General features: G+C 28.0%; 15 protein-coding genes. 7 read left to right on the top strand and 8 right to left on the bottom strand.

The genetic code is table 11. The features are described 5' to 3' along the window. From hsdR to ruvC, 3 genes are all read left to right on the top strand, one after another. Positions 1-2310 carry an EcoAI/FtnUII family type I restriction enzme subunit R gene (gene hsdR / locus A966_RS05145; protein WP_008723283.1) on the top strand — a complete coding sequence of 770 codons (2310 nt, stop codon included), beginning with the start codon at positions 1-3 and terminating at the stop codon, positions 2308-2310. A gap of 104 nt (positions 2311-2414) precedes the next feature. Beyond that, positions 2415-3158, top strand: coding sequence for a YebC/PmpR family DNA-binding transcriptional regulator (locus A966_RS05140; RefSeq protein ID WP_008723281.1), 744 nt, complete (start codon positions 2415-2417; stop codon positions 3156-3158). A 38-nt stretch (positions 3159-3196) separates the two neighbouring features. Further along, positions 3197-3679: a crossover junction endodeoxyribonuclease RuvC gene (ruvC, locus tag A966_RS05135; RefSeq protein WP_008723279.1), complete on the top strand. Its 483-nt coding sequence runs from the start codon at positions 3197-3199 to the stop codon at positions 3677-3679. Here the strand turns inward: ruvC and A966_RS05130 are convergent. Further along, positions 3672-4364: a hypothetical protein gene (locus A966_RS05130; protein WP_008723278.1), complete on the bottom strand. Its 693-nt coding sequence runs from the start codon at positions 4362-4364 to the stop codon at positions 3672-3674. The genes ruvC and A966_RS05130 overlap by 8 nt on opposite strands. Before the next feature lie 194 nt (positions 4365-4558). Continuing rightward, on the bottom strand, positions 4559-5488 hold the full coding sequence (gene pfkB / locus A966_RS05125; RefSeq protein ID WP_008723276.1) for a 1-phosphofructokinase: 930 nt from the start codon (positions 5486-5488) through the stop codon (positions 4559-4561). A gap of 443 nt (positions 5489-5931) precedes the next feature. Here pfkB and galE point away from each other — a divergent pair, with 443 nt between their 5' ends. Then, entirely contained in the window at positions 5932-6924 is a 993-nt protein-coding gene (gene galE, locus A966_RS05120; RefSeq protein WP_008723274.1) for a UDP-glucose 4-epimerase GalE, read from the top strand. 443 nt (positions 6925-7367) lie between these two features. On the opposite strand, the gene jag is transcribed toward galE, so the two are convergent. The 5 genes from jag to rpmH all read right to left on the bottom strand — a co-directional run bounded on the left by jag (position 7368) and on the right by rpmH (position 10858). Then, on the bottom strand, positions 7368-8072 hold the full coding sequence (gene jag, locus A966_RS05115; protein WP_008723273.1) for an RNA-binding cell elongation regulator Jag/EloR: 705 nt from the start codon (positions 8070-8072) through the stop codon (positions 7368-7370). Positions 8073-8135: 63 nt separating this feature from the next. Beyond that, positions 8136-10010, bottom strand: a complete 1875-nt coding sequence (gene yidC / locus A966_RS05110; RefSeq protein ID WP_008723270.1) for a membrane protein insertase YidC — start codon at positions 10008-10010, stop codon at positions 8136-8138. 88 nt (positions 10011-10098) lie between these two features. Further along, entirely contained in the window at positions 10099-10308 is a 210-nt protein-coding gene (yidD, locus tag A966_RS05105) for a membrane protein insertion efficiency factor YidD (RefSeq protein ID WP_008723267.1), read from the bottom strand. Next, positions 10305-10658, bottom strand: coding sequence for a ribonuclease P protein component (gene rnpA, locus A966_RS05100; protein ID WP_008723265.1), 354 nt, complete (start codon positions 10656-10658; stop codon positions 10305-10307). Before rnpA ends, yidD begins: the two co-directional genes overlap by 4 nt. Before the next feature lie 56 nt (positions 10659-10714). Further along, positions 10715-10858 carry a 50S ribosomal protein L34 gene (gene rpmH, locus A966_RS05095; protein ID WP_008723263.1) on the bottom strand — a complete coding sequence of 48 codons (144 nt, stop codon included), beginning with the start codon at positions 10856-10858 and terminating at the stop codon, positions 10715-10717. A gap of 180 nt (positions 10859-11038) precedes the next feature. On the opposite strand from rpmH, the gene A966_RS05090 reads away from it, so the two are divergent. Together A966_RS05090 and A966_RS05085 are read left to right on the top strand one after the other, a co-directional pair. Then, positions 11039-11518 carry an ATP-binding protein gene (locus tag A966_RS05090; RefSeq protein ID WP_008723256.1) on the top strand — a complete coding sequence of 160 codons (480 nt, stop codon included), beginning with the start codon at positions 11039-11041 and terminating at the stop codon, positions 11516-11518. Between the two features lie 119 nt (positions 11519-11637). After that, positions 11638-13188 carry an ATP-binding protein gene (locus A966_RS05085; RefSeq protein WP_008723255.1) on the top strand — a complete coding sequence of 517 codons (1551 nt, stop codon included), beginning with the start codon at positions 11638-11640 and terminating at the stop codon, positions 13186-13188. 286 nt (positions 13189-13474) lie between these two features. Here A966_RS05085 and A966_RS05080 read toward each other — a convergent pair whose 3' ends face one another. Beyond that, the gene (locus A966_RS05080; RefSeq protein ID WP_008723254.1) at positions 13475-13915 is read right to left on the bottom strand and encodes an ATP-binding protein; all 441 of its coding nucleotides are present in this window, start codon (positions 13913-13915) and stop codon (positions 13475-13477) included. Positions 13916-14133: 218 nt separating this feature from the next. Here A966_RS05080 and A966_RS05075 point away from each other — a divergent pair, with 218 nt between their 5' ends. Further along, positions 14134-15252, top strand: coding sequence for a DegT/DnrJ/EryC1/StrS family aminotransferase (locus A966_RS05075; RefSeq protein WP_008723252.1), 1119 nt, complete (start codon positions 14134-14136; stop codon positions 15250-15252). Positions 15253-15310 lie beyond the last annotated feature (58 nt).

The raw sequence follows: 15310 nt of genomic DNA, 5'->3' as shown, positions 1-15310 counted from the left end.
ATGCCTACCGAAGCAGACACCAGAGCTAATATTATTGATCCTATGCTTAGAGAAATAGGCTGGATTGATTCTAAAGATATAAGGGTTTTTAGAGAGTTTCCAATAAATCAAGGCAGAATTAATCCTGACGGCACAAGAGCTGCACCTTTAAAAGCCGATTATGTTTTGGTGCATAAAAATATTAAATTAGCGGTTATTGAGGCTAAAAGTGAGAATCGCTCTTATACTGATGCTGTTAGTCAGGCTAAAAAATATGCTTCGCTTTTGAATATTCGTTTTGCTTATGCTACAGACGGTAAAAATATATCTCAAATAGATATGCAAACTAAAAAAAGCATAATGATAAAAAAATATCCTACTCCTAATGAGCTTTTGGATATGACATATAAAAAAGATAATGAAATATTTAACAAACTTACAAAAGTACCGTATATTAATCAATTTACAATAAGGTATTATCAAGAAAATGCTGTAAATGCAGTTATAAATGCTTTGAGTGAAAAACGTAATAGAATATTATTAACTTTGGCTACAGGAACAGGAAAAACTCTTATAGCATGCGAAATCGCAAATAAATTAATAAAAGCTAGATGGACTAAAAAAGATATAGGAATTACAACACCTCGTATACTATTTTTAGCTGACAGAAATATACTTGCTGATCAGGCTAACAATACTTTTTTGCAAATAAACTCAAAGGGTGGAGTAATTAGACTTGAGGCTTCAAATATAAAAAAAGATGCTGATATTCCTATGTCTGCACATGTATATATTACTATTTTTCAAACTATGAAGTCATCAAATTTATATAAAAAATATACAAAAGACTTTTTTGATTTTATTATAATAGATGAGTGTCATAGAGGCGGTGCTAATGATGAAAGTGAGTGGAGGGATATTTTAGATCATTTTCAAAGTGCAGTGCATCTTGGACTTACCGCTACACCTAAAGCAAAAGATAATGCTAATACTTATGCTTATTTTGGAAATCCTGTTTATGTATATTCTTTGAAAGAGGGTATCAATGACGGATATTTAACTCCTTTTAGAGTAAGACAAATAACTGATAATTTTGAAACTTATAAATATGATCCTAGCGACGATATCGATGGAGAAAATTTTGATGAAGATAAAGTTTATAAACAAAGTGATTATAACACTATCATTCAAATAAAAGAAAAAGAAGAAAAAAGAGTAAAATATTTTCTAAATGAAATTAATAAATATGATAAAACTATAGTATTTTGTGCAAATATAGAGCATGCAGGAATAATAAGAGATATCATAAATAATGAACTTCCAAGCTCTAGTAATGACAGTTTTTGCGAAAGAGTTACAGCAGCAGATGGCAATGACGGTGAAATTATTTTAAGAACTTTTCAGTATAATGAAAAAGAACTTCCTTCAATACTTACAACATCTCAAAAATTATCCACAGGGGTTGATGCAGCCCAAATAAAAAATATAGTTCTTCTTCGTTCTGTAAATAATATTATAGAGTTTAAACAAATTATAGGTAGAGGAACTCGTTTATATTATAAAAAAAATTATTTTGTAGTGTATGATTTTGTTAATGCATCAAAGAATTTTGAAGATCCTCAGTGGGATGGTGAAACTATATTTATTTCAGAAAATGCTCATAACATAAAAAATATAAATGACAAAACTAATATTGCAGAAGATTCTGACAATGAAGATGATACAGAACATAAGAAAAAAGAACTTATAAAAATAACATTAGGAGACGGAAGAAAGGTTGAATTATATGATAATGGAACTTTATTTTATGATAAAAATTCTCAAAAGATAATATCATCTTATGAGTTTATAAAAACTTTTTTAGGAATCATTCCAAACTTTTTTGAATCCGAACAAGAATTGCGTAAAATATGGAAAGCCCCTTCAACAAGAGAAGAATTATTAAAAAGATTTGAAGAAAAAGGATATACTTTAGATAATGAATTTAAAAAAATGCAGGAATTATTAAATGCTGAAAATAGTGATATATTTGATGTGATAGAATATATAGCAGGATACAATAAAAAATTAATAACGAGAGAAGAAAGAGCTGATAAATGCCTAGAAAAAATTAAAGACCAATATGAAGAAAGACAATTAGCTTTTATAGAATTTGTTTTAAATGAATATAAATACAATGGAATAAAAGAATTATATTTACAAAAAATTGGAGATTTATTAATATTTAAATATGGAACAATACAAGATGCAGCAAAAACTATTAATATGAATTTAGAGGATATAAAAAATTTATTCTATAATTTTCAGAATAATTTATATAATATAGATTAAATAAATCAAAATATATATTATAAGTTGACAATAGTTGTATTTTAATATATAATTACAGCGATAAATAATCTATAAATAAAAAATCTAATAAATAGAGGTGTAATATGTCAGGACACTCCAAGTGGGCTAGTATTAAACATAAAAAAGCCGCGAATGATTCAAAAAAAGGTAAAATTTGGTCAAAAATAGCAAAAGAAATCACAATCGCAGTAAAAGAAGGCGGAAGCCCAGACCCAGACCAGAATGCTAGATTAAGAATGGTTATAGTAAAAGCTAAAGGTACTAACATGCCTAATGATAATATAGACAGAGCCATAAAAAGAGGTGCTGGTGCAGGCGAAGGTGCTAATATTGAAGAGATGTCTTATGAAGGTTATGCTCCAGGAGGAGTCGCTATCATAGTGGATGTTGCTACAGATAATAAAAATAGAACAGCTGCTGAAATAAGATCTATATTCAGTAAAAACGGCGGAAACTTAGCAGAAAATGGTGCAGTTTCTTGGCAGTTTAAGAAAAAAGCAGTTGTTATTATACCTGCTGCTGGAAATACTGAAGAGAGTTTAATGGATATAGTTTTAGATGCCGGTGCTGAAGATATAGAACAAGATGAAGAAGTATTTACTATCACTGGACCTATGGAGGCATTATCTTCTATAGTTGATGCTCTAAAAGCTAAAGGCATTGAACCTGAAAGTGCTGAAATAGTACGCGTTGCTGATAATACTATGACTATAGCAGAAAATGATGCTAAAAAAGTTATGAAAATCATAGGTTTATTTGAAGATCATGATGATGTTTCAGCAGTTGCTACTAACTTAGAAATTACTGATAACTTAATAGAAGAATAATATTTTATCATAAATAATCAAAAGCAATTAATATCTTTATGATAACTTTAGGAATAGACCCGGGATTTGCCAGATGCGGTTATGCTTTTATAGAAAGTAAAAACTCATCATACAAAATAGTAAATTCCGGGCTTATTGAAACTTTTCAAAATCAAGAATATAATCAAAGACTTTCATTTATATATACTCAATTAGATACTCTTATCAAAAAGTATAATCCAAGCAATGCTGCAATAGAAGAACTGTTTTTTTCAAAAAATACTAAAACAGCAATAAAAGTTGCTGAAGCTAGAGGGGTTATTATATTAGCTCTCACTTTAAATAATATAGAATTTCAAGAATACAAACCTAAAGAAGTAAAATCTCAAATAACAGGAAATGGAAATGCCAATAAAGATGCAATGATGAAAATGGTTAATCTTTTTACAGGTTCTAATATTATTCAAGATGATACAGCCGATGCTGTAGCTATAGCTTTAGCCCATGCTTCAAGAAATAGAATATTCAATAGTATCAAATAATTGGTTTTTCGTAGTTAATATCATCTATCATATATATATTATCTTTATGATTAGTTTTAGGAGTTTCTAATATTTCTGAATCTTTAGAACTTTCATCTTTAGATATTTGATTTTCAACTATAGATTCAAATTCTGATTGATAATTTTCTAATATAGTACTGCTTAAATCAGCATACAATAGGATATCTTTTAATTTTTGCAAATCGTATACATAAGTGTATGTATATTTTGCACTGCCTATAGTTTCTACAGCTCTAACAGCTAAGGAATTATTATATAATAATTCTTTAAGTAAAATTATACTTTGCTGACTTGCTGTTTGAGAATTGGTTAATGAATAAAATTCAGTTTCACCGTATTTATTTAATGATGTATTTCTAGGCTCATTCTTACCTAATCTGTATATAATATCTATTTTATCATTTTCATTCAAACGCTGTTTAAAAATTAAAGAAGGAGTATATAAATTTATATTAATGGAATTGCTGTTTACTTTTATCATCAAAGTATTGAAGTTTAAACTATTTTCTTCTTGTTTTTTTATAAAAATAGAAATTTCTTTTTCATCTGTTATAGGATCTATTTTTTCAACTAAATGCCATTCACCTATTGCATAATACTCGCAATACAATAAAGAAGAACTGATAAAGATCATAATAATAATGATTCGTTTTACTATTTTCATAAAAAGCTCCATCTACTTTTCTATAGTTATATTATGATAGTTTTATCAATTAAAATCAATAATAAATATAAAATTAAAAAAAATTTTTAACGATTTTAGTTTACATATTAAAATAAAAACAGCAGAAAGCTAAAAAACTAAGCCTTCTGCTGCAATAAAATAAATAATAAAATCAATAAAACAAATAATTTTTTCTATTTTAAATTAATCTCTTTTATTTCAATCTTATCCAATAAATTATTCATATTTTCAAATGTAGTAAGCCCCTCACTGAAAGCAGTAGCAGTTCCTGAAGCTATAGCATATTTATATGAATCAAGTATATTTAAATTTTGGCTTATACCATATACAATACCAGCTACCATAGCATCTCCTGCCCCAACAGAACTAATGAGATTTCCTTCAGGAGCATTTCCTATATAAGAGCCGTCTTTATTAACTAAAGCAGAACCATCTTTACCCAATGATACTATAACATTTTCACTTCCGTCTTCTACTAATTTCTTGGCATAAGTTATGATATCGTATACAGTTTTTATATCCTTTCCGAAATATTCAGATAATTCTTTTATATTTGGTTTTGTAAGAAAAACATTTTCTTTCACCGCTATTTTAAAAGCATTCTCTCTTGAATCCAATATTACTTTTACATTATTTTTTGATTTCGTTTTTTGTATGATATCTTTATAAATATCTTCTTTCACAGAACTAGGCACACTTCCAGAAAGAACTAATATATCATTATCATGAATATTATTATCTATAATATAAAGCATCTCATCTATATTCTCCTGCAATATTTTAGGAGATTTGCCCATTATTTCAGTTTCTTTTTTTGCTGTTTTTATTTTTACATTTATTCTAGTATCTTCTGCAAGAGAAATAAAATTATCTTTGATTCCATATTTATTTAAATCTGCTTTTATATAATCACCTGTAAAACCTCCGCAAAATCCTAAAGCAGCAGATTCTATACCAAAATTTTTTAATACTTTAGAAACATTTATTCCTTTTCCTCCTGCTAAAGTGTATGAATTATTTACTTTATTTAGTTCTCCTTCATCAAATTTATTCATATCCATATAATAGTCTACTGCAGGATTTAGTGTTAAAGTATAAATCATATAAACTCCCTTATCTTTATTGTTTATTATTTAGTAAGTAATATTAATATATTATATCTTATATATAAAAAAAATAAAATAGACTTGTTTAAAAAGCATTTGATAAGATTATATATAAAACTTTCATGATTTATCAATTATAAAAATAATATTTTGTATGTTGCAATAATTTATTATTTAATATATAAATATGCAGTCTTTCACAAATAGTGTCCGAGATTATATAGGATATAGCTTCAGGACTACTTCTCTAGAAGTACTTCATCATTATTACCGTCTACTTCACAATTAATAAATAAAATTATTTTTGAAACAAATCTAATATTAATTATAATCAAATATTGACATTTTATTTTATAACAATAATTCTTTGACTTTTTTTATAATTTAATTATACTTTACTTATATAATAATAAATAAAACTTTTAATTTGGAGTATTAATATGGCTGTTTTAGTATGCGGAGGAGCCGGATATATAGGCTCACATGTAGTTAATGAACTTTTAAATCAGAATATCGAAACTGTTATAATAGATTCATTGGAATATGGACATAAAGATGCTATTAAAGACTGCAAAAATTTTTATCATGGAAATATAGGAGATAGTGATTTACTTGATAAAATTTTTAAAAGTCATGATATAGATTCTGTTATGCATTTATGTGCTTATATAGAAGTTGGTGAAAGTGTACAAAATCCAGCTAAATATTATTATAATAATGTATCTAATTCAATTAATCTTCTTAATGCTATGCTTAAAGCAAAAGTAAAGAATTTTATATTTTCTTCTACAGCAGCAGTTTACGGAGAACCTGAAAAAATACCATTAGAAGAGGACTGCAGAAAAGAGCCTACTAATCCCTACGGCGATAGTAAATTAGCATTAGAAAAAATACTTTCTTGGTATAGTAAAGCTTATGATTTTGACTATGTAGCTTTAAGATATTTTAATGCTTCAGGTGCTAACCCAGACGGACATATTGGAGAAGATCATAAACCTGAATCACATTTAATACCATTAATACTTCAAGTACCTCTTGGAAAAAGAGATTCAATAAAAATATTCGGCGATGACTACCCTACTCCTGATGGAACATGTTTAAGAGATTATATACATGTATGCGATCTAGCTTTAGCACATATTGCTGCTATGAATTACTTAAAGAATGGCGGTAAAAGTGTTTCATGCAATTTAGGTAATGGAAACGGATTTAGCGTAAAAGAAGTTATTGAAGTAGCTAGAAAAGTAACAGGACATCCTATACCTGCAGAAGTTTGTCCTAGAAGAGCAGGAGATTCATCAGAACTTATAGCAAGCAGTAAAAGAGCAAAAGAAGTTTTGGGCTGGACTCCTACTATAGACTCATTGGAAACCATAGTACAAACTGCATGGAATTGGCATAAGAATCACCCTAATGGATATAATGACAGATAATATTTACTTATGAAAAACAAAGGGGCTTGAATTAAGTCCCTTTGTTATACAGCTTCATTTAATTCCCCACCCTATATATTTACTGTTTTCATTGCAAATATTAATTATTTTTTCTTTTTAAGCTAAAATTAAAAAAGAACAACCCACCCAAGTTTTTATTAAATTTGCTGCTTATCCCAACGCACGGTGAAAAGATTTTTATTATATAATTTAATTTGAATGATTAATTAATTTATATGTTTAGAATAGCTAACCGTGCGTTTTTGAAAGCTGTATATTTTAAACAAGCTAGGGCGGGCATGCTTTTTAGATTATAGCTATAAAGAAAATGAAAACAAAAGTTTGCAAATTAATTGCCAAGCATAGTGGGCGGGGAATTAGAATAAAATTTCAATACAATAAAAAATATGGGGCTTAAAAAGCCCCATTAAAATCATATAAGATTATCTGTTTCTGTAATATGGTTTATTATAACCGCCTCTGTCATTATATCTCTTATTATTATAACCGCCTTTTCTTTTTGAATATACCTTAACACTTCTGTATGGCGGCTCACCATCACTCTTAGTTTCGACATCATTATCATTTTGTAATTCTAAGTGTATAATTCTTCTTTCATAAGGCGACATAGGATCTAAAGCTACAACTCTTCTAGTCTTTTTAGCCTGCTGAGCAGCTTGACGGGCTATATGTTTTAGTGTTTCTTCGCGTCTTTCTCTATATCCATCAACATCTAATATAATATGCCTTTCAGCATCATCATTAAATTTCTTAGAAGCTATTAATGATATAATGAACTGTAAAGCCTCTAATGTAGCACCTTTTTTACCTATTAAAACTCCAGAATCCTCCGTAGAAATATTAATATAAATTCTTTTTTCACTCTCTTCTTTAGCAGTAACTTCAGCTTCAACTCCCATATACTTTAATATATTAGATACTATAGATTGAAATTCACCCAAATTCGTAGAAATTTCCTCATAATAAACTCTTATAATAGTAGGAGATTCCTCTCCAAAACCTAACAATGTTCGTTTACCCTTATCTATTACCTCAATTCTAACCTGCTCTTCTGTAAGGTTAAGCTCTTCTAATGCCTTACTAACGGCATCTTTTTCTGATTTGCCACTAAACTCTTTTACTAACATAGTATCCTCCTTTCTATATGAAAAGTAATATCTTAATATTACTTTTAATTTGCTAAAAACTATTTACTTTTTTTCTTTTTTCTTTTTTGAATATGTTTTATTTTCTTCTTCTTCAATAACCTCACTTGCACTAGATTTATCCAATTTTGATGTTATAAATTGCTGTATTACTCCAAATACATTTTGTGCAGTCCAATATAAAGCAAGTCCGCTTGCAAAATTATAGAACATAAGAAGCATCATAAGCGGAAAAATAGTTGTCATCATTTTCATTTGAGCAGCAGCAGCTCCGCCTCCTGCAGCTGAAGATGAAGGCTGAAGTTTCATACTCAAATAACTAGTTATTGCCATTACTATAGGAAATAAATTAAAATTGAATCCTCCTAATATTGGTATGCCTGCAGGAAATACAAATAATTTATCCGGAGAAGATAAGTCTGTTATCCACAAAAAAGGCGTATTTCTAAGTTCAACCATAGACTGCATGAGATAGAAGAATGCTATTAATAATGGGAATGGAAGAAGCATTGGAAGACATCCTCCTAAAGGATTAATCTTCTCTTTCTTATAAATAGCCATTATCTCTGCATTTAATTTATCAGGGTTGTCTTTATATTGTTCTCTTATACGCTCTATTTTAGGATTGACAAGCTGCATTTTCTTCATAGATTTATAAGAGGCATTATTCAAAGGGAATGTTATTATTTTAAATAGCAGTGTAAATAATAATATAGCCCAAGCATAATTTTTTGTAATATTATATAAAGCATTAAGCATGACATCTAATATATATGTTAAAGGTCTTAAATTAATACCTAAGAAAGATTCCTGAAATATAGATTCATAAGACTCTTCTAAATAATATTTTGAAAATATACTTCTTATTTTTGGTCCCATAAATACAGAATATGTATCTGTTACCGAAGAACCGCTTTTAATACTGTGTTTAGAAACTAAATTTGCCAAATGAAAATCATTTCTATATTCATTAGTTGAAGGTTTAGAAAAAGTCATAGTTTCAAAAACTGTATTATTAGACTGTGCAGGAGAAGAAATAATAGCAAAATACCTGTTATTTAAAGCTACCCATTTATCAGGACCTTCATATATATTATATTTCAACTGATTAGTTTTAATTGCTCCGGAAGAAGAACCAAAACCAAATAATCTGGATAATATATTATCTTTTACTATATCCCCTGTTAATAATATCTTAGATTTACCATTTCCCTTTATTAAGTACTGAGCTTTTGTAGCATCTTCCCTTACAGCATTTTTATCTGTTCTGTATGGACCTATACCTGTAGCTAAGAAATATGAATAGAATAAAGAGAGATCTTTCTCATCTATATTTTCTATAGTAACAGAGTTTTGCAGCTGATAAGGATCCTCTCCAAAAGCAAAAGTTTTTATTATTTTCACTTTTGTATTATCAATAACAGCATCAGCTGAATATGAAACTTTATCAGTATCTTCTTCTAATAATTGATAATTCAAATTTTCAGGTATTGCTATGGAGTTGGATAGATTTTGAAATGTTACTGTAAAAGGATAAATACCCTCATAAACCTGCTCCACCATATCAATAATTTCATTGGTAGCATCTGCCCCTAAATCCTGCGGATAATAATTTTTTAATTTATATGAATATAAAGAACCATTTTTAAAAGTTGCTATAACATACTCATTTTCAAGTATTTTTTCATTATTATTAATTACTGCATTTGTGTTTTCTATCTTTTCTATTTTCTGCATTTGATCGGTATTCAATAGAAGATTTACAGAATCTGTATTATTGCTATTACTAACAGCATTTGAATTTGTGCCTACATTAGAGTTATAAACAGGCTTCATAGTTTTTGCCTGATAGAACATGTATAGAAACATTATTATAGCGGAAAGTCCAATAGCTATAACCATTCTTTTATTATTGCTCATAAAATGTTTAAGCTCCTTAAATCAATTATATACAAACAAGAATTCTTTAAGCAATTAAAAAAGGAAGATGGTCTAGCATATAAAAATACTATGGCACAGGATCATATATTTTTTTTGCTAGAGGGTTACATCTCAGTACTCTGGCAATTGCAAGAAAACTACCCTTTATAGGTCCATACTTAATGACAGCCTGTTTAGCATATTCAGAACATGAAGGTATATATCTGCAGGAAGGTCTTAAATAAGGGGAAATAGCTTTCTGATACAAAAAAATCAAAAATAAAATAATATTTTTCATATATGTAAAACCTTCTGAAATAATTTTAATAAGTCTCTTTTATAATCATCAAATGAAGGCAGCTTATAATTATCAAACCTATTAACTATAATAAAATAATCATACCCAGTAGGAATTTTATCTTTTTGAGTTCTATATATTTCTCTAACAATCCTCTTAGCTCTATTTCTGCCTACGGAATTAGTTTTATTTCTTTTTATAGTTACAGCGAACCTAGAATAGGAGCGATTATTTTCTAATAAAAGCATAGTGTATTTAGAATTATAAATTCTTTTAACACTGCTGCTATTATTGAAAAAAGCTGATATATCACTTCTGTGCTTTAAACGCTCTTTATTATATAATTTCAATTAGAATTTCCTGTAACTATTTTCCAATAAGTACTGCTTAATAATTGCCTGATATTTTACTCATCTGCTGCAGTTAAGCGATATCTACCTTTTCTTCTTCTGCGTTTTAAGACATCGCGTCCATGTTTAGTTGCCATACGCTTAAAAAATCCGAATTTTCTAGCACGACGCAGCTTACTTGGCTGATAAGTTCGTTTCATATATGTCTCCTTAAAGATTATATTTCTTTATTAATCATTTTCACATAAAAAAAATTCATATAAATATACGGAAGTATTATACTATACGATTTTAGTTTTGTCAAGCACATAAAGTTCTTTCAAAAAAATGAATATAATTGATAAATTTGATATTATATTATTTAATGATATAATAATTTTATGAAAAAGTATTTACTTGAGAATAAGTTAGAAGACATTACTCCATTAATAGAAAATTTGTCTGCTGAAGTAAAAAAATACATACCAAATAATGAAATGGATTTATTTGCTGCTGCATTATATGAAGTGATTATGAATGCTATTGAGCATGGAAATCTTAATATATTATATGAAACCAAAAAAAATTGGCTTAAAAAAAATGTTTATCATAAAAAATTAAAAGAACTTCTAAAAACTGATAAAGCTAAAAACACACATGTGGAAATAACATTGCAAATAGAAGATGATAATATTATTATTGCAGTTAAAGATCAGGGACTTGGATTTAAACCGAAACAGGAAGCAAAAAAAATAAATAATGACGGATTTGCCCGTGAAAGCGGAAGAGGAATTATGATGATTAAATCATATTTTGATGAAGTAAAATTCAATAAAAAAGGTAATGTCATAACATTAATAAAAGTAATAAAAAAAGAATAACTTTTTTACAGAATAAATTATTTATACAATAAACAAGCATATAATAATAGCTATTATAGTATAATTTTATGCTGATTTATTATTGCTGAAATAAAATAACTTTTAAAGAGATTTAATTTATGCCTAATGATAAAAAAACAAAAAAAGTAAAAAATACCAAATTTTTTCGTAAGTCTCCCCCTATACAACTAGATACAGGATTTGTTAATTTAGAGAGGTTTATGGCTATAAATGAATATGATGATGGAACTTTTTCTAAGGAATATAACTGCGATATAATAAATAGAAAAGGAAGAGATGCTGTTATTATAGTTCCATACACTTATATAGACAATCAAATACAGGTTCTTATGATAAGCACTTTCAGACCGGTTGTTTATTATAGGGAGAAAGTAATGACAGGAAAAAACTATGAGGAAATTGATGAACATATTATGAATTTCTTAGAATTTCCTGCTGGTATGCTCGAAGAAGATGAAATCAATGAAAAGAATCCTAATCAGGGAATAAAAAGATGTGCCAAAAGAGAGCTTGAAGAAGAAACAGGGTATAATGTAGATTTAAAAAAGATAAATGTATTAGGACATAGATATTATAGTTCTTCAGGCATTATTACAGAAAGAATTAATATTGCAACATGCGATATAACAGGATTAACTCCGGTAAAAGAAATTAAAACTGACGGTTCTGTTATGGAAGAAACTATAGAATCTTTTTTCGTGCCGTTTGATAAAGCTATGAGATGGTGCAAAGAAGGTGTAATAAAAAATGCGGGTACTGAAATAGGACTTCACAGACTTTATTTCTCTATATTATATGAACATCAAAAAAATCATAATTTAATACTTCAAAAAAGGCTTCAGTCTCTATTAAATGAAATAAATTCTCTAAAAAAAAGTGCTGAACATTACAATAGATTGATAAGGGAATTCAAAGCTACTGTTTCTCATGAATTAAGACATCCGTTTACAGAAATTATGGGATATATTAATCTCCTTAAAAAAAATAATATGCCAGAAGAAAAAAGAGAGGAGTTCTTTAATATAGTTTCAAGAAGCATTAAAAAACTTTATGATACTAATAACAACCTTATACAAATAGCATTGAAAGATGATGAAAGTTCAAAATATGTATCAGAATTTAATATTGAAGAAGAACTTAATATTATTATAGAAGGATACAAATTTATTTATCCAAAAGATATTAATATAGATATAAATGTAGAAAAAAACTGCATCACATTAATAGGATATCAAGGAAGATTCAGACTTATTATGGAAGGAATAATATCAAATGCCTTTAAATTTACAAAATCCGGAACTATATCTATAAATGTAAGAACTTTAGATACTATAGAAAAAAAAGAGCTTGATTTCTCGCCTGACTTATTTAATTATCATACTATGAAAAATATAATACCAAATGAAATTGAGATAATAGTAAAGGATACAGGAAAGGGAATAAAACCAAGCAAATTAAAAAAAGTATTCATACCATTTTATCAGGCTGATTCAAGATTTGAAAGAGAGTACGGCGGAATGGGTATTGGCTTATCTGTTGTAAAAGATTTGCTTGATACTATGCAAGGAACTATAAATATAGACAGTTCAGAAGGTGCTGGTACAATAGTAAAACTAAGAATACCTTTTGGAATTCCTAGCAGAAATTAGATTATAAATAATACTAAATTTATAGTCTAATTACATACCCCGCCCTTTTAATTTTTTAATCTGCTAAGAAATATGAATTTTACATTTCTTTATTATCTATTAATAAAATATAGCACCCCGCCCAAGCTGATTTAAAAAAATTATGGCACTCAACGCACGATAAGCTAAACTATAAATATTAATGATGTTAAAATTCAAATTTAATTATAATAAAAAATGCCGTTCACCGTGCGTTATTTGTAAATTTCATAGCTATATTAGCCAAGTAATAAATATAAAAAATAAATCAATTTCTGTTTTTAATTATTACTATCTTTCTTCCACTATCTTCAAAATAAAAATCATCTGTATATAAAGATATGAGAAATATCCCTCTTCCGCTGTCTTTATAAATATTATCCTGAGATTCTGTAAGTTCTATCATAGCCGAAATATAATCAAATCCTTCGCCTTCATCTTCTATTATAATTTCTATTTTCTCATCATCTATATTAATATTTAAATACACACTTTTATCATGATTATTTTTATTTCCATGGATTATGGCATTTGTAAGAGCTTCTTCAAATGCTACCTGCAGTGCATCGCATTGTTCTATGCCGTTTGAATGAAGCATATCCAAAAAATCTTTAGAAATTTTTGGTATTAATGATTTATCGCTTGGTATTTTTTTCATAAATAATATTTTTTCTGTTCGCTTAGGACAATCCTTAACATACATATTCATAATCAATTTCCGCTTGTTCTTATTATTATCAGTTTATTATCAATTACTCTATAGTATAGTAAAATAAAATATGGATTTCAAGGATTTTTAACCTGTATTTTTAAAATATTACTATTAATAATATTTTTTTTAATAAATCTATTGACAATAATTATAATTTGAATACAATTTATATAAATTTTATATTTAATTTTAATAATTTATATAAAGGACTTTTTATGAAATATATGAATCTTTACAGAGGATATGAAAAAAGAAAAGAAGCTATTGACAAAAGAATATCTTCTATCATAGAGAGAAGTCAGTTTGTATTCGGAGAAGAATTAGATACTTTAGAGAAAGAATTAGCAAATTATACAGGGGCAAAATATGCTGTAGGAGTTTCATCTGGGCATGTTGGTTTGGTTCTTGCTCTTTTGGCATTGGGATTTAATGCTGGTGAGGATCATTCTCAAAAAGAGGTAATAGTACCTGCTATGACATTCTTTTCTACTGCTGAAGCTCCTTCATTTTTAGGTATGAAAGTGAGGGTATGCGATATTGATGAATATTTTAATATGGATGTAAAAAAATTAGAAAGTTTAATAAATAAAAATACAGCAGCTATTATACCTGTAAATTTATTCGGTCAATGTGCCAATTATGATGTTATACTTGATATTGCTAAAAAGAATAATATTTTTGTAATAGAAGATGCATGTCAGTCATTTGGAGCAAGCTATAAAAATATAAAATCATGCTCCGGAAAATTAGGAGATATTGCCGTAACATCATTTTTCCCAGCTAAGCCTCTGGGCTGTTTCGGCGACGGAGGAATGGTATTTACAGATAATGAAGAATTCTACAAAAATCTCAAACAATTACGCCATCATGGTGATGAAGGCGGCATGAATCATGTAAAATTAGGTACTACAGGAAGACTTGATAATATGCAGGCTGGTATTTTGCTTGAGAAGTTTAAGGGTTTTGAAGATGACATGAAACATAGAAGAGGGGCAGCTGAGTATTATAATGAGAAACTCAAAGATATAGTAAAAGTACCTAAAATAGCAGAATATACTCAAAGTGTTCATGCCCAGTATGTTATACAGGTAGAAAATAACAGAGATGAGGTAAGAGCAAAATTAGCTGAATTAGGAGTTCCTACAGCACTTTATTATCCGCATCCTATACATTTGGCTCCTATTTTAGTAAAAAAATTAGGATACAAAGAAGGTGATATGCCTGTATCTGAATACGCTTCCAAACATAATATAGCTTTGCCTATAGATAATGATATTTTAAAAGAAGAACAGGATATAGTTATAGAGGCTATAAAAAAAGTAGTAGGTAAATAAATCATAATGATATAAAAAGCAGGTGTTTAGGCACTTGCTTTTTTATTTCTTATAAAAA

Source organism: Brachyspira hampsonii 30446 (assembly GCF_000316195.1).
Classification (GTDB): Bacteria; Spirochaetota; Brachyspiria; order Brachyspirales; family Brachyspiraceae; genus Brachyspira; species Brachyspira hampsonii_C.
Note: the sequence above shows the minus strand (reverse complement) of the source record. Positions and strands in the feature narration are given on the sequence as shown.